Source organism: Leptothrix sp. (in: b-proteobacteria) (assembly GCF_965250675.1).
Classification (GTDB): domain Bacteria; phylum Pseudomonadota; class Gammaproteobacteria; order Burkholderiales; family Burkholderiaceae_C; genus Sphaerotilus.
Map to the genome: position 1 here is coordinate 36,393 of NZ_CBDFPH010000002.1, position 18,611 is coordinate 55,003.

Genomic DNA, 18,611 nt, shown 5'->3' on the forward strand with positions numbered 1-18,611 from the left:
CTCAAATCGAGGGTCGATTCGTATTTATTTTTTCAAATCAGGCTATTGATTGCGCGATGGGGTCGATCCGGCCTGCCGGGCGATCGTCTTCCCACGCTGGCGTGGCGCGCAGCACCTCCTCCAGCGTGGTGCGACCTGCAGCCACCTCGCGCAGGCCGGCCAGGCGCAGTGGCTGCAGGCCTTCATGGCGGGCCAGGGCACGCATGCGGTTGAGGTCCGGCTGGGCGCGCACGGCGCCGCGAACGGTTTCGCTCAGCAGCAGCAGCTCGAACAGCCCGCGCCGGCCGCGGTAGCCGCTCATGCGACAGGCCGAACAGCCCACCGGCTGATGCGGGCTGAAAGGCGGGCTGGCATCAGGCTGCAAGTCCACGGGCGTGAAGCCCGGCATGGCAGCGGTGAGTTGCTCCAGCGTCAGCAAGGGGTCGGGCGTCTTGCAGCTTGGACACAGCTGGCGCACCAGCCGCTGCGCCAGCACACCGATCAGCGTGGCATTGAGCAGATACGGCGGCACGCCCAGGTCCATCAGCCGGATCACGGCGCTGACGGCGTCGTTGGTGTGCAGCGTGCTGAAGACCAGGTGGCCGGTGAGCGCCGCCTGCACGGCCATGTTGGCGGTCTCGACATCGCGGATCTCGCCGACCATGATGATGTCCGGGTCCTGGCGCATCAGCGTGCGCACGCCGGAGGCGAAATCGAGGTCGAGCGCCGGCTGCACCTGGGTCTGGTTGAAGGCCGGCTCGATCATCTCGATCGGGTCTTCGATGGTACAGACGTTGACCGCGTCGGTCGCCAGCCGCTTGAGCGTGGCGTAGAGCGTGGTGGTCTTGCCGCTGCCCGTGGGGCCGGTGACGAGGATGATGCCGTGCGCGTGGCCGAGCAGTTGCTGCCATCGCTCTGCCTCGTGCGGGCCGAATCCCAGCGCCTCCACGGGCTGCACGGCGGTCTCGGGGTCGAAGATGCGCATCACCAGCTTCTCGCCAAAGGCGGTCGGCAACGTCGACAGCCGCATCTCGATCTCGTCGCCCTTGGGGCTGCGGGTCTTGATGCGGCCATCCTGGGCGCGGCGCTTCTCGACCACGTCCATGCGGCCCAGCAGCTTGATGCGCGCCGTCACCGCCGCCATCACCGTCTGCGGCAACTGGTAGACGGTGTGCAGCACACCGTCGATGCGCAGCCGGATGGCGCACTGCTCGCGGCGGGGTTCGAGGTGGATGTCGCTGGCGCGCTGCTCGAAGGCGTAGCTCCACAGCCAGTCGACCACCTGCACGACACCCTGATCGTTGGCGTCGAGCTGCTTGTGGCGGCCCAGTTCCACCAACTGCTCGAAGTTGACGGTGCTGCTGACCTCGCTGGTCTTCTGCGCCGCCCGCACCGAGCGCGCCAGGTTGTAGAACTCGGTCGTGTAGCGGGCAATGTCCTGCGGATTGGCCAGCACCAGCCGCACCGTCTTGCGGGTGTGGGCGGCGATTTCGGTCACCCAGTCCAGCACATACGGCTCGCTGGTGGCGACCGTGACCTCGGCCGTGCCGACCAGCACCGGCAGGATCTGGCGCTTCTCGGCGTAGGCGGCCGACATGACCTCCGTCACCCGCGCCACATCGACCTTGAGCGGGTCGATGCGCAGGTAAGGCAGGCTGACGCGCTGCGACAGCCAGCGCGTCAGCGTCTCCAGGTCCAGCAACTCGCCGGTGCGCGCATGGTGCAGGCCCGCGCCCGCCAGGCGCAGCAGCGGATGCTGGGCGCTGCCGCCAGCGGCCAGGCGCTGGGTCAGCAGCGTGACGTCGCCGGCGTTGATGCAGCCGTCCTCATGCAGCCAGAGCAGCAAGGCCTTCCAGCTCAGCGGGCCCTGGTGCCGTTGCAGGCTGGGGGAAGGTCGGTGGGCGGAGAGCGTCATGGCGGCGGTGGTGAATCAGGCGTCAGGGATTTCAGTATGCGCAGGACGCACCGCATCGGGCGCCCGACGCGCCCGGGCTGCAGGCACCGGGCGTATCAAATTCACCCACTCGTCGGCTTTCATGCCGGTGCGGGCCGCGATATGGGCGGCGCGCGAAGCCAGAGTGTGCGCGTCCGGCCAGGCGCGGCCCTTGATCGCCAGCACGATGGTGTTGCCTTCCTCGGTCGGCACCAGAAAACGGGTCTGGCCGCCCTCGCCTGTGCCATCGGCGGTTCCATCACCCGCAAACGCGGCCTGGATGCGCCGCGCGCTGCGATTGAAACTGGCGCTGCGGCCGAACAGGTTGACCGCCATCACGCCGCCGGGCGCCAGCAGCGCGTGGCAGTGGGCGTAGAAATCCTCGCCATCGAGCACCGGCGCAGCGGCCTGGTGGTCGTAGAGATCGACGCACAGCACATCGGCCGTGCCTGCCCGCGCCGGGTCGGCTACCCAGTCGCCCGCGTCGGCGTAGATCACCTGCAGGCGATCGGTGTTGGGGCCGAGCCGGAACCACTGCCGGCAGGCCGCGATCACCTGCGGGTTGAGTTCGACGGCGGTGGTGCGCAGGCGCAACTCGTCATGGCAATAGCGCGTCAGCGTCGCGGCACCCAAGCCCAGTTGCACGGCGTGCAAGGCGGGCCAGGCCGATGCGGGGGCGGTGTCGGGCACATCCGGCCAGTCGGCGGGATCGCGCAGCAGCAGCCACGCCATCATGCGTTGCACGTAGTCGAGTTCGAGCTTGCGCGGCTTGCGCAGCCGCATCGCGCCCTGCACCCAGGGCGTGTTGCCCAGGTGCAGGTAGCGCACGCCGTCGAACTCGGAGAGGGTCGCCATCGGCACGCGCCGGACGGGTTTGCGGGCCGGCAGGGGATTGACGGGATCGATGGGATCGGTGGGTTCGGTTTGGCTCATGCCAAATCGTAAAGCGCAAACACCTCGCGCCACGCCGCGAGCTTGCGATCAAAGCGCCAACTGGCGTTGGCCGGGCTGGTCGACGGCAGCCGATGCAGCGGCAAACCCAGCCCAGCCGTCACGCGCATGGCGCGTGCCGACTCGCCGCCGTTGTGCGCCAGCGCCTGCAATGGCGGCGCGCGCAGCCGCAGACCGGGCAAGTCATTCAGCACCGGCTCGCGGATGTCGGCATCCAGACTGCCGGGCCGGCGGCAGCTGGCGTACACGTCCCAGATGCCCAGCCCGCGCGCCGTCACCACCTCCAGCCGCTGCGCATACGGCAGGCCGACCAGATCCACGCCCCACAGCGCCGACAGGATCGGCCAGAACTGGTTGCGCGGATGGCCGTAATACTGCTGCGCCACCAGCGAGGCCACGCCGGGAAAGCTGCCCAGCACGATCAGGCGGGTGTGGGGGCCGATGACGGGCGGCAGGCCGGTGAGGACCGGGAGATCGGGCGGGAGCGCGGCGTCAGTCATTCCAGCACCGCCAGCCTCGGCAGCGCCGCGTGGGCGTTCGCCGTCGTCAACTGCGCCAGCGCTTCCAGGCTCAGCCCGCGCAACCCTGCCAGCACCGCCGCCATGCGCGGCAGCTCGGCCGGCTCGTTGCGGCTGGTCAGGCCGGTGGCGCGCTCCTCGGCGGTGCGGTAGAGCCAGTGCGGCGGAATGTCGGGCGCGTCGGTTTCCAGCACGATCGCGTCGGCCGGCAGGCTCGCGGCCAGACGGCGGATCTGCAGGGCGCGCTCGAACGTCAGCGCACCACCAAAGCCGAGCCTGAAACCCAGGTCGATGAAGGCGTGCGCCTGCTGCTCGCTGCCGTTGAAAGCATGCGCAATGCCACCCGCCACCGGCATGCGGCGCAGCTGCTTGAGCAGCGCATCCGCCGAGCGACGCACATGCAGGATCACCGGCAGGCCGAACTCGCGCGCCAGCGCCAGCTGGGCGATGTAGTGGCGCTCCTGCGTGGCCCAGTCCAGGCCGGGCACGAAGCCGTCCAGCCCGATCTCGCCCACCGCCACCAGACGCGGGTCAGTGATGGCCGCCTGCAGCGCCGTGCGCAGCCGCGTCAGCGCATCGGCCGGCTCGGCGCCCACATAGAGCGGGTGCAGGCCCAGCGCGTAGGCGTCGCCGTGCTGGTGCGCCAGGGCACGCACGCGATCCAGATTCGCCGAGCACACCGCCGGCAGCACCAGCCGGCCGATGCCGGCGGCGCGGGCGCGCTCGCGCACTGCCGTGCGGTCGACGTCGAATTCGGCCGCGTCGAGGTGGCAGTGGGTGTCGATCCAGAGGGGCGCTTGCATGGCCGAGATGATGCCTGCGCGGCGCGCCTCAGGTGCCGATCAGGCGGCGGTGAGGCCGGCCTCAGCCACCGGCGCGTCCACCTTGGGCGGCGCGGCCAGGTGCTGTTGCAACCACGCGCTCATGACCTGGGTGTCGCTGATGGTGCGCAGCGCCAAATAAGCGTCCTGCGCCTCGGGGTAGCGGCGGCGCAGGTAGTTGAGCCACTGCTTCATGCGGCCGGCGCGGGCGCGCGGCTCCTGGTGCGTCAGGTTGAGCTGCCAGAAGTACGCCAGCAGCGGCTGGAGATCGACCCATTCGGGCGGCGCCTTGCCGGGGTTCAAGCCCTGATCGGCCAGGATCGCCAGCGCCAGACCGGGGTCGGACACGATGCCGCGCCCCAGCATCAGATCGGTGCAGCCCGACGCGGCCTGGCAGCGCCGGGCGTCTTCCACCGACCAGATCTCGCCGTTGGCCACCACTGGAATGCGCACCACCTGCCGCACGTCGGCAATGCGGTCCCAGTAGGCGGGTGGGCGGTAGCCGTGGGCCTTGGTGCGGGCGTGGATGACCAGTTCGCTGGCGCCGCCGTCGGCAATCGCCTGGGCGCACGCTTCGGCGCGCTGGTCGTCGTTGAAGCCCAGCCGCATCTTGGCCGACACCACCATCTCGGCCGGCACCGCCCGGCGCACCGCGGCCACGATGCGGTGCAGCAGCTCCGGCTCCTGCAACAGCGCCGCACCGCCGCCGTGGCGGTTGACCACCTTGGCCGGGCAGCCGAAGTTCAGGTCGATGCCCGCCGGCCCGAGCGTGGCGAGCTTGGCGGCGTTTTCGGCCAGACAGCCGGGGTCGGAGCCCAGCAGCTGCACGCGCACCGGCACGCCGGCCGGCGTGAAGCTGGCGTGGTTCAACTCGGGCGCGACGCGCTTGAAAGCGCGCTCAGGCAACAACGTGTCGGTGATGCGGATGAACTCCGACACGCAGCGGTCAATGCCGCCCACGCGCGTCAGCACATCGCGCAACATGAAGTCCAGCAGCCCTTCCATGGGCGCCAGCAACAGGGCCATGGCGGCGGGCCGGTCAGTGGGCAGCCAGCAGCTCGGCCACCTGGCGGCGCAGGGCGTCGTTCTCGGCGGTCAGCTCGGCCACGCGCTGTTGCAAGGCCTGCAGCGGGTCCGGCTCAGCCGATTCTTGTGCCGCGGCCGCTTCGTCACGCGGCTTGCGCCTGGCTTCGCGCACCCGCTTGGCGGCCTGCTTGAGCTCGTCCTTGCCGGCCTGGGCGGCGGCGACCTGCTCCTCGGCCGGCAGGCTGGCCACGGCGGCTGCGGCGTTGATGGAGATGTCGCCCGCGCGCACGGCGGCCACCACCTCGGGCGCGGCCTGCTTCTGGATCTTCTCGATCATCACGACCTGATTGCTGCTCAGGCGCGCGGCGCGGGCCAGCGCCTCACGGCGGGTCAGGGGCGCTTGCGTGGGCACGGCTGCCGGCGTTTCGGCGTCGGCCGCGCCCGTATCCCGGCCCGCCGCGGCCAGCACCTGCGCCCGCTGCGCCGCGACGATTTCGCGCTGGCGCAGCGCCAGCACGCCGCGCTGGAAGTCCGAGACGCTGCGGCGGCCCAGGTGCTGGTCGATCATCCACAGGTGCACGTCGTCGATCGACTTGAAGCGCGGGTTCTGCACCGTCTGGAACGGCAGGCCGTGCTTCATGCACAGGCCGTAGCGGTTGTGGCCGTCGACCAGCACCTCGCCCCACAGCACCAGTGCATCGCGGCAGCCTTCGGCCAGCAGACTGCGCTCCAGCGCCTCGTGCTCCTCGGCGGTCAACGGGTCGATGTAGGCCTGGAGTTCTGCGTTGACGACGATGTTCATGGGCGGAGAGCCTGCAAGGCTTCAAGACGGAAAGAAGGGGGCGGATTCTAGGTTCCCCTCTGGTCACACCCGGCCAGGCCCCGTAGGCTCGGCGGCTGCCCGCCACCCGAGATCCGCCATGACCCACAGCATCTTCAGCACCGCAAGAATCCTGCTCACAGCACTGCTGTTGGCGGCACCAGCATTGGCCCCCGCCTGGGAACTGGCCGGCGACAAGACGCTGATCGCCCACACCCGCGACCAGCAGCGCCTGACGCTGGGCACGGTGAGCTTCGAGCCGCGCGGCGCAGGCCTGATCGCGTTCACGCTCAAGCCCGACAGCGCCCGCTTCACCGACTACTTCCTGTCGATGAAGGAGTTCAAGTGCCTGGACGGCCAGGTCGAGGTGGTCTGCCACGTGCCCTACCCCTACCCGCAGCAGGGCACGGTCAGCGTCACGGCGGGCAAGGCGGACTTTGCCTGGCTGGAACACTCGCTGCTGTTCATCTACAAGCTGCCGACCGAGTTCAGCGCCAAGCTCTGGAACGGGCTTTACTACAAGATGGCGCTCACCGACCAGGGCCTGGTCGGCAGCCCGCAGGCCATCGACCTCAACCGCATCAGCGCCCCGCCGGACAACCCTTCCGTGCCGCCTTACAAACCGGCCTACCGCGACGACATCGCGCCCGGCGCGCGCTGGATCGAGAAGCTGACGATCGAATGAACCGCTAGCATCACGGGTTTCGCCAAGGAGCCCGCCATGTCCAACTTCTCGTTTTCTTTGCGCCTGATCGCCGTCGCTGCAGCCGCCACGCTGGGCGCTGCCGCCCAGGCCGCTGACATCAAGATCGGCGTTGCCGAAGCCCTGTCCGGCCCGGCCGCACAGTACGGCAACAGCATCCGCAACGGCTTCCAGCTGGCTGCCGACCAGATCAACGCCGCCGGTGGTGTCAACGGCAACAAGCTGGTGCTGGTGATCGAGGACGAGCAGGGCAAGAAGGAAGAAGCGATCAACGCCTTCAAGAAACTGATCTTCCAGGACCGTGTGCTGATGCTGTTCGGCCCGACGCTGTCGAACTCCGCCCAGGCGGCCGATCCGATCGCGCAGGCCGCCAAGACCGTGGTGTTCGGCACCAGCAACACCGCCGACGGCATCACGTCGATTGGTGACCACGTCTTCCGCAACTCGGTGACCGAGGCCGACGTGCTGCCGGTGACCATCCGCACCGCCGCCAAGAAGGCCGGCATCAAGAAGGTCGCGGTGATCTACGGCAACGACGACGTCTTCACCAAGAGCGGCTACGACAACTTCAAGAAGGCGCTGGAAGTGCAGAACATCGCGGTGACCACCACCGAGACCTTCGCCAAGGGCGACGTCGACTTCAAGGCGCAACTCACCAAGATCAAGGCCGGCAACCCCGACGCCATCGTGCTGTCGGCGCTGATCGCCGAAGGCGCGCCCATCATGGTGCAGGCGCGCCAGCTGGGCCTGAACCTGCCGTTCATCGGCGGCAACGGCATGAACTCGGTCAAGGTATTCGACCTGGCCAAGGGCGCCAGCGACAACCTGTGGGTCGGCAGCCCGTGGTCGATCATCAACCAGTCCAAGGAAAACGGCGCCTTCATCGTCGCCTACACGCAGAAGTTCAAGGCCACGCCGGACCAGTTCGCCGCACAGGCCTATGACGCGATGAACATCGCCAGCCAGGCGCTCAAGAAGGTCAAGTTGAGCGGCGATCTGGCCGCCGACCGCAGCGCGCTGCAAGCCGCGCTGCCGGCCGTGAAGTGGACGGGCGCCACCGGTGCCTTCAGCTTCCGCCGTGCCACCGACCGTGCCGGCAAGCCAGCCGGCTACGACGCCCAGCAGGACGCCATCGTGAGCGTCACCAAGGGCACGAGCTACCAGATCGAGAAGTAAGCAGGACGCCGCATCGTGCTTGAACAGCAGCTTTTCAACGCGCTCTCGCTGGGCTGCGTCTACGCCTTGTTTGCGCTCGGTTTCACGCTGATCTTCGGCGTGCTGGGCGTGGTCAACCTGTCGCATGGCGCCGTGTTCATGCTCGGCGCCTACGCGGCCCTGCAGGCGGTGACGCTGCTGCAGGCGCCGCTGGCCGTGGCCCTGGGCGTGGCGTTTGTCGTCTCGGGCGCGCTGGGGCTGCTGATCGACGCGCTGGTGCTCAAGCGCCTGCGGGCGCGCAACGCGCCGCACTTGATTCCGATGATCGCCACCATCGGCGTGGCCATCGTGCTCAACAACGGCGTGCAGGGCGTGTTCGGCGCCGGCAACCTGCGCTTCCCGGTCGAGGTGCTGCCGCAGGACACGCTCAACCTGGCCGGCCTGCACATCACGGTGCTGGAGCTGGGCATCATCGGCCTGTCGTTTGCACTGATGACGGCGCTGATGCTCACGCTCAAGCGCACCCAGCTCGGCCGCGCGCTGCGGGCCATTGCCGAGAGCCCCAAGGCTGCCGCGCTGGTGGGCATCAACGTCGAGGGGCTGTTCATGCTGACCAGCTTCGTGGCGGCGGGCCTGGGCGGCGTCGCCGGCGTGCTGATCGGGCTGTACTCCAACGCGCTGTTCCCGCTGATGGGCCAGCCGATGCTGCACAAGGGCATTGCGGTGATCATCCTCGGCGGCATGGGCGACATCCGCGGCGCAATGCTGGCGGGGCTGTTCCTGGGCTTTGCCGAGGTGCTGTCGGTGGCCTACATCGGCTCCAACATGCGCGACGCGGTCGGCTTCGGCCTGCTGTTCCTGGTGCTGCTGGTGCGACCCAAGGGCTTGTTCGGCACCTTGCAGGAAAGAAAAGTCTAAGCCGATGGATTCCTTCGACAACTTCTGGGCCATCTACAGCAACCTGGTGCTCACGCTGGGCACCAACGCGCTGCTGGCCATCTCGATCTACCTGACGCTGTCGTGCGGCATGCTGGCCATGGCCAACGGCGCGTTCATGGGCATAGGCGCCTACACCTCGGCGCTGCTGACGATGAACTACGGCGTGAGCTTCCCGGTGGCGCTGGCCGCCGGCATGGCCGCGCCGGCGGTGGTGGCCTTCGTGATCGGCAAGCCGACGCTGCGGCTCTCGGGCGTCTACCTGGCGATGGCCACGCTCGCCTTTGGCGAGGTGGTGCGCGTCGTCATCCTCAACACCGAGGACTGGAGCGGCGGCGCACTCGGCTTGAACGGCATTCCGCAATCGACCCAGTGGTGGCACGTGCTGGGTGCCGTCGCGGTGGTGCTGTTCGCGCTGGCGCGGCTGCGGCGCAGCAAGGTCGGCCGGGCGTTCGAGGCCATCAAGGAAGACGAGACTGCCGCCGGCCTGATGGGCATCGACGTCAACGCGCACAAGATGCTGGCCTTCGTGCTGGGTGGGGCGATTGCCGGGCTGGCCGGCACGCTCAACGCGCACCTGACCTTCTTCATCGGCCCGAACGAGTACGGCTTCGACCGTGGCGTCGAGATCCTGACCATGACGATCCTGGGCGGCATCGGCGGCCTGAACGGCCCGGTGCTGGGCGCGCTGATCCTGACGCTGCTGCCCGAGGCGCTGCGCGTCTTCAAGGACTTCCGCCTGGTCGTCAACGGCCTGATCCTGGTGCTGATCGTGCTGTTCCTGCCCAAGGGGCTGTGGGACCCGGTGCGCTTCAAGCGCTGGATCGGTCGCCAGCCCGCAGCCAAAACGGAGGCCTGAACATGCTGGCACTGCAATCCGTCTCCCGCCACTTCGGCGGCCTCAAGGTGCTGCAGGACGTGAGCTTCACCGTCCCGCAGGGCAGCATCTTCGGCCTGATCGGCCCCAACGGCGCCGGCAAGACCACGGTGGTCAACCTGATCACCGGACTGCTGCCGCCCACGTCGGGCGACATCCACTTCCAGGGCGACAGCCTGCTGGGCCACGCGCCGCACGAGATCACGCGGCGCGGGCTGGCGCGCACCTTCCAGAACATCCGCATCTTCAAGGAGATGACGCTGCTGGAGAACGTGGTGGTCGGCCAGCACCGCCACCTGGACTACGGCGTGCTCGGCCTGCTGGCCGCCCTGCCCGGCTACCGCGCGGCGGAAAAGCGTGCCCGCGACCGCGCGATGGAACTGCTCAGCTGGGTCAAGCTCGACCACAAGGCGCATGACACCGCCGACAACCTGTCCTATGGCGAGCAGCGCAAGCTCGAACTCGCCCGCGCGCTGGCCACCGAGCCGCAACTGCTGCTGCTCGATGAGCCCGTGGCCGGCATGAACACCACCGAGAAGACCGAGCTGATGCGGGTGATCGAAGCCATCAAGGCGCGCGGCTACACCCTCTTCATGATCGAGCACGACATGCGCTTCGTGATGGGCCTGTGCGACCGCATCGCGGTACTCAACTTCGGCCGCATCATTGCCGAAGGCCCGCCTGAGCAGATCAGCCGTGACCCGCAGGTGATCGAGGCCTATCTGGGCCGTGAGGACGACGAAGCCACGGCCGGCGATGAGGTGACGGCATGAGCGCATCCACCGTGAAACCGCTGCTTTCGGTACGCGACCTGACTGTCAACTACGGCCACATCGAGGCCGTGCGCGGCATCGACCTCGACCTGCACGCTGGCCAGATCACCACGCTGGTGGGCGCCAACGGCGCGGGCAAGTCGACCACGCTGCTGGCGCTCTCAGGGCTGGTCAAGAAGGCGGCGGGCCAGGTGCTGTTCGACGGCCGCGACATCGCGGCCGAGGCTGCGCACCGCATCGTCGCCTCGGGCGTGGTGCAGGTGGCCGAGGGCCGCGCGACGCTGACCTCGCTGACCGTGCGTGAAAACCTCGAACTCGGCGCCTACACCCGCAAAGACGGTGCGGCCGCGCGAGCGCGTGATCTGGAAGAGATCTTCACGCTGTTTCCGCGCCTGAAAGAGCGCGAGGCCGGCCTGGCGGGCAACTTGTCAGGCGGCGAACAGCAGATGCTCGCCATCGGCCGCGCGCTGATGGCCAAGCCACGCGTGCTGCTGCTGGATGAGCCATCGATGGGCCTGGCACCGATCATCGTGCAGGGCATCTTCCGCACACTGCGCGACATCAACCGCCAGGGTCTGACGATCTTCCTGGTCGAGCAGAACGTGCGCCAGGCGCTCAAGATCGCCGACCGCGCCTATGTGCTGGAAAACGGCCGCATCGTGCTGCAGGGCAGCGGCGCGGAGTTGCTGAACGAGCCGCGGGTGCGGGAAGCGTATCTGGGGGCTTGAACGTAAGGCGTGAGACATTGCGCCGGCTTCAGAACCACCGCGCCACCCACGGCGCCAGCAAGGGCATCAGCACCGACGCCAGCAGCGCCTGCAGGCACAGCGCCAGGCCGGCGTAGGCGCCGGCGTCCGGGTGGACTTGCATGGCCCGCGCTGCGCCGATGCCGTGGGCGGCGTTACCAAGGGCGAAGCCGCGCACGCTCCAGTCGCGGATGTTCATCGCATCGAGCACGTACTTGCCCATCAACGCGCCGAATACGCCGGTCATCAGCACGAAGGCCGCCGCCAATGCAGGCACGCCGCCGATGCGTTCGGCAATGCCCATCGCCACCGGCGCGGTAACGGACTTGGGCGCCAGGGAGCGCAGCACCTTGCCATCCAGCCCCAGTGCGGCGCCGATGGCAACGGCGCTGAGCGCCGATGCCGCCCCGCCCGCCACCGCCGCCAGCACCAGATGCAGCCCACGCCGCTGCAACTCCAGCCGGCGCTGCCAGAGCGGCCACGCCATCACCACCACGGCAGGCCCCAGCAGCACGTGCACGAACTGCGCGCCGGCAAAGTAGACGCCGTAGGCAGTGCCGGTCGCCCACAGCACGCTGGTCAGGATCAGCACCGCCACCAGCACCGGATTCGCCCACGGCGGCGAGCCCAGCCGCACGAACAGCGCCTGCGCCAGCACGTAGGCGACCAGCGTGGCGCTCAGGCCGAACAGCGGGCTGGAGGCCAGGTAGACCCAGAGTTGCACGGCCTCATGCATCGCGCGGGCCCTCGCTGGGGTCAGTTGTTTCAGGCCAGCGCCGCATCAGCGTCTGCAGCACCCCCGCAGTGACGGCGATGCCGATGGCGGTCGACAGCACCAGCGTGGCGACCAACTCCACCCCGTAGCGCGCCAGCAGGTCGACGTGCAGGATGATGCCGGCGCCCACCGGCACGAACAGCAGCGACAGGTGCGTGAGCAGCACCTGCGCGGCGGCCTCGACCGGCGCGCGCAAGGGCGGCCAGCCGAGGGCCGCGAACAGCAGCAGCAAGCCCATCACCGGCCCGGGCACCAGCCAGCCCAGCGCGTGGACCAGCACCTCGCCCAGGGTCTGCAGCACCAGCAGCAGGGCAAAACCACGCAGGGCGGGCATCGGCGTCACTCCAGGGTTGGGGAAGAACGCGATGTTAAGAGTGCCCGGCCACACCGCATGCCACGGCAGGCCGGACACCTGGGGCGCGTCAGGCGGGCGTGACCAGGTCCTTGATCTGCGCCAGCGCGGCCGGGTCTTCCATGGTGGTCAGGTCGCCGGCATCGCGGCCTTCGCAGACCGCCTGGATGGCACGGCGCAGCACCTTGCCCGAGCGGGTCTTGGGCAGCACGGTGACGAAGCGCACGCGCGCCGGGCGAGCCACGGCGCCGAGCTGGTCGTCGACCACCTTGAGCACTTCGGCTTCGAGCTTGCGCATGTCCTCGGGCGTGGCGATGCGGCTGGCGTCCTTGACCACCGCAAACGCCATCGCGACCTGGCCCTTGAGCTGATCGGCGACGCCGACCACCGCCACCTCGGCAATCGCCGCGTGGCTGGAGATGCTTTCCTCGATCTCGCGCGTGCCCAGACGGTGGCCGGCGACGTTGATGACGTCGTCGGTGCGGCCGAGGATGAAGTAGTAGCCGTCGGCATCACGCACGCCCCAGTCGAAGGTGCTGTAGAGCAGCTTGCCAGGAATGGTGGTCCAGTAGGTGCTGACGAAGCGCTTGTCGTCGCCCCAGATGGTCTGCAGGCAGCCCGGCGGCAGCGGGCCGGCCACGGCGACCACGCCTTTCTTGTTGGGCTCGGTGATTTCCTCGCCGGTGCTGTCGTCGATCAACTTGATGTCGTAGCCGTAGACCGCCTTGCCGGGCGAGCCGAACTTGGTGGCGGCTTTCTCGACGCCGTTGCAGATGGCCATGATCGGCCAGCCAGTCTCGGTCTGCCAGTAGTTGTCGATGATGGGGCGGCCGAGCGCCTCGGCGATCCACTTGGCGGTCGGCTCGTCCAGCGGCTCACCGGCCAGGAAGAGTGCCTTGAGGCTGGAGAGGTCGTACTTGCTGAGATACGCAGGGTCCTGTTTCTTGAGCACGCGCACGGCGGTCGGGGCCGAGAACATCACGCTGACCTTGTACTTCTCGACCAGGCTCCACCAGATGCCGGCGTCGGGGCGGATCGGCAGGCCCTCGTACATGATGGTGGCCATGCCGCCGATCAAGGGCCCGTAGATGATGTAGCTGTGGCCCACCACCCAGCCGATGTCGCTGGTGCAGAAATAGGTCTCGCCCGGCTCGCCCTGGTAGATGTGCTTCATCGACGCGGCCAGCGCGACGGTGTAGCCGGCGGTGTCGCGCTGCACGCCCTTGGGCTTGCCGGTGGTGCCGCTGGTGTAGAGCGTGTAGGCCGGGTGGGTCGATTCGACCCAGGTGCAGGGCACGACGGTGTCGAGATGCTCGGCGCGCAGCGTGGCGTAGTCGAGGTCGCGGCCTTCGATGCGGCTCATCTCGGCCAGGCCGCGGTTGACCATCACGACCTTGGCAGGCTTGCTGGCGGCCAGCGTGATGGCTTCGTCCAGCAGGTGCTTGTAGGGCACGACCTTGCCGCCGCGCATGCCGGCGTCGGCACTGACGATGACCTTGGGCGCAGCGTCGTCGATGCGGCTGGCCAGCGAGTGGCTGGCAAAACCGCCGAACACCACCGAGTGGATGGCACCGATGCGCACGCAGGCCAGCATCGCGAACGCGGCCTCGGGAATCATCGGCATGTAGATCAGCACGCGGTCGCCCTGGACGACACCCTGCGCCTGCAGGATGGCGGCCATGCGCTGCACTTCGGCGTGCAGGTCGCGGAAGCTGTAGATGATTTCCTGGTTCGTCTCGGTCGAGACGAACACCAGCGCGTTCTGGTCGGCGCGGTCTTTCAGGTGCCGGTCGACGGCGTTGTGACAGAGGTTGGTCTCGCCGCCCACGAACCACTTGGCGAACGGCGGGTTGCTGTAGTCGCAGACCTGGTCGAAGGGCTTGTGCCATTCGATCAGCTGGGCCTGCTCGCCCCAGAAACCGTCACGGTCGTCGATGGAGCGGCGATGAAAGTCGGCGTAATTCGTCATGAGATTGTCTCCTCTGGCGCCCGCCGACCAGCGCGGCGAGTGTAGTTCTTGATTTCACCGGCAGCGACTGACGCAGTCCTGTCGCGAACTGTCGTCAGCCCTTGCGCAAACGCAAATGCAGCGCGGACGTCCGCTCAGGACAACGCCGCGATCACCTCGGCGGGCGCCTGCACCAGCTCGATCAGCACGCCCTCGCCGCCCAGCGGAAACGCCTCGTTGCCCTTGGGGTGGATGAAGGTGATGTCGTAGCCCGCCGCGCCCTTGCGGATGCCGCCCGGCGCAAAGCGCACGCCTTGAGCCGTCATCCACTCGACCGCTTTCGGCAGATCGTCAACCCACAGGCCGACGTGGTTGAGCGGCGTGGTGTGCACCGCCGGCTTCTTGTCGACATCGAGCGGCTGCATCAGGTCGACCTCGACGGCGGTCGGGCCGCTGCCGAGCTGGCAGATGTCCTCGTCGACGTTCTCGCGCTCGCTGACGAAGGTGCTCTTGACCGTCAGGCCGAGCATGTCGACCCACAGGCTCTTGAGCTTGTCCTTGCTCGTGCCGCCGATGGCGATCTGCTGGATGCCGAGGATCTTGAAGGGCTTGGTCGTCATGTCAGCGCCTTCACTCGAACGACAGGATGGGCTGGTCGACGCTCAGGCTTTCGCCCTTGGTGGCGAGCACCGCCTTGACCACGCCGTCCTGCACCGCCGTGAGGATGTTTTCCATCTTCATGGCCTCGATCACCGCCAGGCGCTCGCCGGCCAGCACCTTCTGGCCGACCTGCACCACCACGTCGGCCAGCAGGCCGGGCATGGGCGAGAGCAGCATCTTGCTGGTGTCGGGCGGCGCCTTGTAGGGCATCAGCTTCATCAGCTCGGCTGCGCGCGGCGCCAGCACCAGCGCGTCGATCTGCGTGCCGTTGTGTGCCACGCGCAGCGCCAGCGGGCGGCGGGCCGTGGCCTGCCCGACCTGCGCCGTGAACGGCCGGCCGTTGACGACGCCCTGCATCAGCGCGTCGCCGAGCTTGGACGGGCTGGCGATCGAATAGCCGCGCTCGCCCACCCGCACGATGGCACTGGCGGTGCTCGTGTCATAGGAGTCGACCGCGACCGAGTGATAGACATGCTGGCCCTGCTCGCCCAGCACCGCCACCACAAAGTCCGGCGCAATCGTCACGCCGTGACCCGGCAGCTGGCCGCTGATGCCCGACGCCCGCTGGCGGGCCTTGCGGCGCACGAAGGCGGCCAGCGCCACCAGGAACAGCGGGTCGTCGTGCGGCACGTCCTCGGCCTTGAAGCCCTGGCTGTAGTGCTCGGCAATGAAGCCGGTGTTGAAGTCGCCCGCGACGAACTTCGGGTGCGCCAGCAGCGCGGCCTGGAAGGGAATGTTGCTGCTGATGCCGCGGATGACGAAGCCGTTGAGCGCCTCGCGCATCTTGGCAATCGCCTCGTTGCGATCGCGGCCGTGCACGATGAGCTTGGCGATCATCGAGTCGTAGAACATCGGGATCTCGCCGCCTTCGTAGACGCCGGTATCCACGCGCACGCCACCGTAAGCCGCACCCTCATAGGCCGCGCCCACCAGCGTCTCGGTGCCCTGCTCCAGCTGCTGCTCGGGCGGCTGGTAGCGCACCAGACGACCGGTGCTGGGCAGGAAGTTGCGGAACGGGTCTTCGGCGTTGATGCGGCACTCGATCGCCCAGCCGTCGCGCTTGACGTCTTCCTGCTTGAACGCCAGCGCCTCGCCGGCGGCGACGCGGATCATCTGCTCGACCAGGTCCAGCCCGGTGATGCACTCGGTGACCGGGTGCTCCACCTGCAGGCGGGTGTTCATCTCGAGGAAGTAGAAGTCCTGGTCCTTGCCGACCACGAACTCGACCGTGCCGGCGCTCTGGTACTTGACGGCCTTGGCCAATGCCACGGCCTGCTCGCCCATCGCCTTGCGGGTGGCGTCACTGATGAAGGGCGACGGCGCCTCTTCGATCACCTTCTGGTGGCGGCGCTGGATCGAGCATTCGCGCTCGTTCAGGTACAGCACATTGCCGTGGCTGTCGCCGAGCACCTGGATCTCGATGTGGCGCGGCTCGAGCACGTACTTCTCGATGAACACGCGGTCGTCGCCAAAGCTGTTGCGCGCTTCGTTGCGGCAGGACGAGAAGCCCTCGAAGGCCTCCTTGTCGTTGAAGGCCACGCGCAGGCCCTTGCCGCCGCCGCCGGCCGAAGCCTTGATCATCACCGGGTAGCCGATGCCCTTGGCGATCTCGACCGCCTGCTCGGGCGTGTCGATGGCTTCGTTGTAGCCGGGGATGGTGCTGACGTTGGCTTCCTTGGCCAGCTTCTTGGAGGCGATCTTGTCGCCCATGGCCGCGATGCTGAAGTGGCGCGGGCCGATGAAGGCAATGCCCTCGTCCTCGCAGCGCTTGGCAAACGCCTCGTTCTCGGACAGGAAGCCATAGCCAGGGTGAATCGCCTGCGCGCCAGTGGCCTTGGCCGCCGCAATGATCTTGTCGGCGACCAGATACGACTCGCGGCTGGGCGCGGGGCCGAGCAGCACGGCTTCGTCGGCCAGCTCGACGTGGCGCGCGTCCTTGTCGGCTTCGGAGTAGACCGCAACGGTCTTGATGCCCATCTTCTGGGCGGTCTTGATGACGCGGCAGGCGATTTCGCCGCGGTTGGCAATGAGGATCTTGGTGAACATGTGTTGAAACTCCGCGGCCGGATTACAGGGGGATGTTGCCGTGCTTGCGCCACGGGTTTTCCAGCTTCTTGTCCTTCAGCATCGCCAGCGAACGGCAGATGCGCTTGCGGGTCTCGTGCGGCTGAATCACGTCGTCGATGAAGCCACGGGCCCCGGCCACGAACGGATTGGCGAAGCGGGCCTTGTATTCGGCTTCCTTGGCCGCGAGCTTGGCCGGATCGCCCTTGTCTTCACGGAAGATGATCTCCACCGCGCCCTTGGCGCCCATCACGGCGATCTCGGCGTTGGGCCAGGAGAAGTTGACGTCGCCGCGCAGGTGCTTGGAACTCATCACGTCATACGCGCCGCCATAGGCCTTGCGGGTGATGACGGTGACCTTGGGCACCGTGCACTCGGCGTAGGCGTAGAGCAGCTTGGCGCCGTGCTTGATGATGCCGCCGTACTCTTGAGAAGTGCCGGGCATGAAGCCGGGCACGTCGACGAAGGTGATCACCGGGATGCTGAAGGCATCGCAGAAGCGCACGAAGCGCGCCGCCTTGATCGACGACTTGATATCCAGGCAACCCGCCAGCACCAGCGGGTTGTTGGCGACGATGCCCACTGACTGCCCTTCCATGCGGGCGAAGCCGATGACGATGTTGGCGGCGTAGTCGGGCTGCAACTCGAAGAAATCGCCGTCGTCCACGACCTTGTGGATCAGCTCCTTGATGTCGTAGGGCTTGTTGGCGTTGTCGGGCACCAGCGTGTCGAGCGAGTAGTCGAGCCGGTTGGCCGCGTCGCCGCTCGGGCGCACGGGGGCCTTCTGGCGGTTGTTGAGCGGCAGGTAGTTGAAGAAGCGGCGCAGCATCAGCAGCGCTTCGACGTCGTTCTCGAACGCCAGATCGGCCACACCGCTCTTGGTGGTGTGGGTGGTGGCGCCGCCGAGTTCTTCGGCGGTGACTTCCTCGTGCGTCACGGTCTTCACCACCTCGGGGCCGGTGACGAACATGTAGCTGGAGTCCTTCACCATGAAGATGAAGTCGGTCATGGCGGGCGAGTAGACCGCGCCGCCGGCGCTCGGGCCCATGATCATGCTGATCTGCGGCACCACGCCGCTGGCCATGACGTTGCGCTGGAACACCTCGGCGTAACCGCCCAGCGATGCCACGCCCTCCTGGATGCGCGCACCGCCCGAGTCGTTGATGCCGATCACCGGCGCGCCGACCTTCATGGCCTGGTCCATCACCTTGCAGATCTTCTCGGCGTGCGATTCGCTCAAGGCGCCGCCGAAGACGGTGAAGTCCTGGCTGTAGACGAACACCAGGCGGCCGTTGATCATGCCGTAGCCGGTGACGACGCCGTCGCCGGGGATCTTGTTGTCGGCCATGCCGAAGTCGACGCAGCGGTGCTCGACGAACATGTCCCACTCTTCGAAGGTGCCTTCGTCGAGCAGCAACTCGATGCGCTCGCGCGCCGTCAGTTTGCCCTTGGCGTGCTGCGCGGCAATGCGCTTCTCGCCGCCGCCCAAGCGGGCCTTGGCGCGCTTTTCTTCGAGCATTTGCTGGATGTCATGCATGGTGGAGTGCTCCTCGTTCGCGATCTTGATTCGGGGG

18 protein-coding genes are annotated in these 18,611 nt (G+C 67.9%); 6 read left to right on the plus strand and 12 right to left on the minus strand.

The features are described 5' to 3' along the window. Positions 1-37 precede the first annotated feature (37 nt). Genes AC5IG3_RS04325 through AC5IG3_RS04350 form a run of 6 tightly spaced genes read right to left on the minus strand, consistent with a single transcriptional unit; the run spans position 38 to position 6,030 of the window. Complete coding sequence (locus AC5IG3_RS04325; protein WP_491905080.1) at positions 38-1,894, minus strand: GspE/PulE family protein; 1,857 nt, start codon at positions 1,892-1,894, stop codon at positions 38-40. Positions 1,895-1,909: 15 nt separating this feature from the next. Further along, positions 1,910-2,845 carry a class I SAM-dependent methyltransferase gene (locus AC5IG3_RS04330; protein WP_491905081.1) on the minus strand — a complete coding sequence of 312 codons (936 nt, stop codon included), beginning with the start codon at positions 2,843-2,845 and terminating at the stop codon, positions 1,910-1,912. Further along, positions 2,842-3,363 carry a DNA-deoxyinosine glycosylase gene (locus tag AC5IG3_RS04335; protein WP_491905082.1) on the minus strand — a complete coding sequence of 174 codons (522 nt, stop codon included), beginning with the start codon at positions 3,361-3,363 and terminating at the stop codon, positions 2,842-2,844. The genes AC5IG3_RS04330 and AC5IG3_RS04335 overlap by 4 nt, the downstream gene beginning before the upstream one ends. Continuing rightward, a complete protein-coding gene (locus tag AC5IG3_RS04340) occupies positions 3,360-4,184 on the minus strand; it encodes a TatD family hydrolase (RefSeq protein WP_491905083.1) in 825 nt (274 codons plus the stop codon). The genes AC5IG3_RS04335 and AC5IG3_RS04340 overlap by 4 nt, the downstream gene beginning before the upstream one ends. A 39-nt stretch (positions 4,185-4,223) precedes the next feature. Next, the gene (locus tag AC5IG3_RS04345; protein WP_491905084.1) at positions 4,224-5,228 is read right to left on the minus strand and encodes a tRNA dihydrouridine synthase; all 1,005 of its coding nucleotides are present in this window, start codon (positions 5,226-5,228) and stop codon (positions 4,224-4,226) included. A gap of 13 nt (positions 5,229-5,241) precedes the next feature. Further along, a complete protein-coding gene (locus AC5IG3_RS04350; RefSeq protein WP_491905085.1) occupies positions 5,242-6,030 on the minus strand; it encodes a ParB N-terminal domain-containing protein in 789 nt (262 codons plus the stop codon). Between the two features lie 118 nt (positions 6,031-6,148). On the opposite strand from AC5IG3_RS04350, the gene AC5IG3_RS04355 reads away from it, so the two are divergent. From AC5IG3_RS04355 to AC5IG3_RS04380, 6 genes are read left to right on the plus strand one after another with little or no spacing between them, the layout of a single operon-like run. Further along, positions 6,149-6,733: a hypothetical protein gene (locus AC5IG3_RS04355; protein ID WP_491905086.1), complete on the plus strand. Its 585-nt coding sequence runs from the start codon at positions 6,149-6,151 to the stop codon at positions 6,731-6,733. A 36-nt stretch (positions 6,734-6,769) separates the two neighbouring features. Next, on the plus strand, positions 6,770-7,927 hold the full coding sequence (locus AC5IG3_RS04360) for an ABC transporter substrate-binding protein (protein WP_491905087.1): 1,158 nt from the start codon (positions 6,770-6,772) through the stop codon (positions 7,925-7,927). Positions 7,928-7,942: 15 nt separating this feature from the next. Beyond that, positions 7,943-8,824, plus strand: coding sequence for a branched-chain amino acid ABC transporter permease (locus tag AC5IG3_RS04365; protein ID WP_491905088.1), 882 nt, complete (start codon positions 7,943-7,945; stop codon positions 8,822-8,824). Positions 8,825-8,828: 4 nt separating this feature from the next. Further along, positions 8,829-9,701, plus strand: a complete 873-nt coding sequence (locus AC5IG3_RS04370) for a branched-chain amino acid ABC transporter permease (RefSeq protein ID WP_491905089.1) — start codon at positions 8,829-8,831, stop codon at positions 9,699-9,701. A 2-nt stretch (positions 9,702-9,703) separates the two neighbouring features. After that, positions 9,704-10,492, plus strand: coding sequence for an ABC transporter ATP-binding protein (locus tag AC5IG3_RS04375; RefSeq protein WP_491905090.1), 789 nt, complete (start codon positions 9,704-9,706; stop codon positions 10,490-10,492). Further along, positions 10,489-11,220, plus strand: a complete 732-nt coding sequence (locus AC5IG3_RS04380) for an ABC transporter ATP-binding protein (RefSeq protein ID WP_491905091.1) — start codon at positions 10,489-10,491, stop codon at positions 11,218-11,220. The genes AC5IG3_RS04375 and AC5IG3_RS04380 overlap by 4 nt, the downstream gene beginning before the upstream one ends. Before the next feature lie 28 nt (positions 11,221-11,248). On the opposite strand, the gene AC5IG3_RS04385 is transcribed toward AC5IG3_RS04380, so the two are convergent. The 6 genes from AC5IG3_RS04385 to AC5IG3_RS04410 form a co-directional block, all read right to left on the minus strand. Further along, positions 11,249-11,974, minus strand: a complete 726-nt coding sequence (locus tag AC5IG3_RS04385; protein WP_491905092.1) for an LrgB family protein — start codon at positions 11,972-11,974, stop codon at positions 11,249-11,251. Then, positions 11,967-12,347: a CidA/LrgA family protein gene (locus AC5IG3_RS04390; protein ID WP_491905093.1), complete on the minus strand. Its 381-nt coding sequence runs from the start codon at positions 12,345-12,347 to the stop codon at positions 11,967-11,969. The genes AC5IG3_RS04385 and AC5IG3_RS04390 overlap by 8 nt, the downstream gene beginning before the upstream one ends. 88 nt (positions 12,348-12,435) lie before the next feature. Continuing rightward, positions 12,436-14,334, minus strand: coding sequence for a propionate--CoA ligase (locus tag AC5IG3_RS04395; protein ID WP_491905094.1), 1,899 nt, complete (start codon positions 14,332-14,334; stop codon positions 12,436-12,438). A gap of 134 nt (positions 14,335-14,468) precedes the next feature. Continuing rightward, complete coding sequence (locus tag AC5IG3_RS04400; RefSeq protein WP_491905095.1) at positions 14,469-14,933, minus strand: VOC family protein; 465 nt, start codon at positions 14,931-14,933, stop codon at positions 14,469-14,471. A 10-nt stretch (positions 14,934-14,943) separates the two neighbouring features. Then, complete coding sequence (locus AC5IG3_RS04405) at positions 14,944-17,019, minus strand: acetyl-CoA carboxylase biotin carboxylase subunit (RefSeq protein WP_491905096.1); 2,076 nt, start codon at positions 17,017-17,019, stop codon at positions 14,944-14,946. A 22-nt stretch (positions 17,020-17,041) separates the two neighbouring features. Continuing rightward, positions 17,042-18,574, minus strand: coding sequence for an acyl-CoA carboxylase subunit beta (locus AC5IG3_RS04410; protein WP_491905097.1), 1,533 nt, complete (start codon positions 18,572-18,574; stop codon positions 17,042-17,044). Positions 18,575-18,611: the final 37 nt, after the last annotated feature.

Coding starts and splice junctions, on each gene's coding strand:
- AC5IG3_RS04410 (WP_491905097.1), bottom strand. CDS start 18,574: ATGCATGACATCCAGCAAATGCTCGAAGAAAAGCGCGCCAAGGCCCGC.
- AC5IG3_RS04375 (WP_491905090.1), top strand. CDS start 9,704: ATGCTGGCACTGCAATCCGTCTCCCGCCACTTCGGCGGCCTCAAGGTG.
- AC5IG3_RS04385 (WP_491905092.1), bottom strand. CDS start 11,974: ATGCATGAGGCCGTGCAACTCTGGGTCTACCTGGCCTCCAGCCCGCTG.
- AC5IG3_RS04355 (WP_491905086.1), top strand. CDS start 6,149: ATGACCCACAGCATCTTCAGCACCGCAAGAATCCTGCTCACAGCACTG.
- AC5IG3_RS04325 (WP_491905080.1), bottom strand. CDS start 1,894: ATGACGCTCTCCGCCCACCGACCTTCCCCCAGCCTGCAACGGCACCAG.
- AC5IG3_RS04395 (WP_491905094.1), bottom strand. CDS start 14,334: ATGACGAATTACGCCGACTTTCATCGCCGCTCCATCGACGACCGTGAC.
- AC5IG3_RS04400 (WP_491905095.1), bottom strand. CDS start 14,933: ATGACGACCAAGCCCTTCAAGATCCTCGGCATCCAGCAGATCGCCATC.
- AC5IG3_RS04345 (WP_491905084.1), bottom strand. CDS start 5,228: ATGGCCCTGTTGCTGGCGCCCATGGAAGGGCTGCTGGACTTCATGTTG.
- AC5IG3_RS04335 (WP_491905082.1), bottom strand. CDS start 3,363: ATGACTGACGCCGCGCTCCCGCCCGATCTCCCGGTCCTCACCGGCCTG.
- AC5IG3_RS04350 (WP_491905085.1), bottom strand. CDS start 6,030: ATGAACATCGTCGTCAACGCAGAACTCCAGGCCTACATCGACCCGTTG.
- AC5IG3_RS04390 (WP_491905093.1), bottom strand. CDS start 12,347: ATGCCCGCCCTGCGTGGTTTTGCCCTGCTGCTGGTGCTGCAGACCCTG.
- AC5IG3_RS04340 (WP_491905083.1), bottom strand. CDS start 4,184: ATGCAAGCGCCCCTCTGGATCGACACCCACTGCCACCTCGACGCGGCC.
- AC5IG3_RS04380 (WP_491905091.1), top strand. CDS start 10,489: ATGAGCGCATCCACCGTGAAACCGCTGCTTTCGGTACGCGACCTGACT.
- AC5IG3_RS04370 (WP_491905089.1), top strand. CDS start 8,829: ATGGATTCCTTCGACAACTTCTGGGCCATCTACAGCAACCTGGTGCTC.
- AC5IG3_RS04330 (WP_491905081.1), bottom strand. CDS start 2,845: ATGAGCCAAACCGAACCCACCGATCCCATCGATCCCGTCAATCCCCTG.
- AC5IG3_RS04360 (WP_491905087.1), top strand. CDS start 6,770: ATGTCCAACTTCTCGTTTTCTTTGCGCCTGATCGCCGTCGCTGCAGCC.
- AC5IG3_RS04405 (WP_491905096.1), bottom strand. CDS start 17,019: ATGTTCACCAAGATCCTCATTGCCAACCGCGGCGAAATCGCCTGCCGC.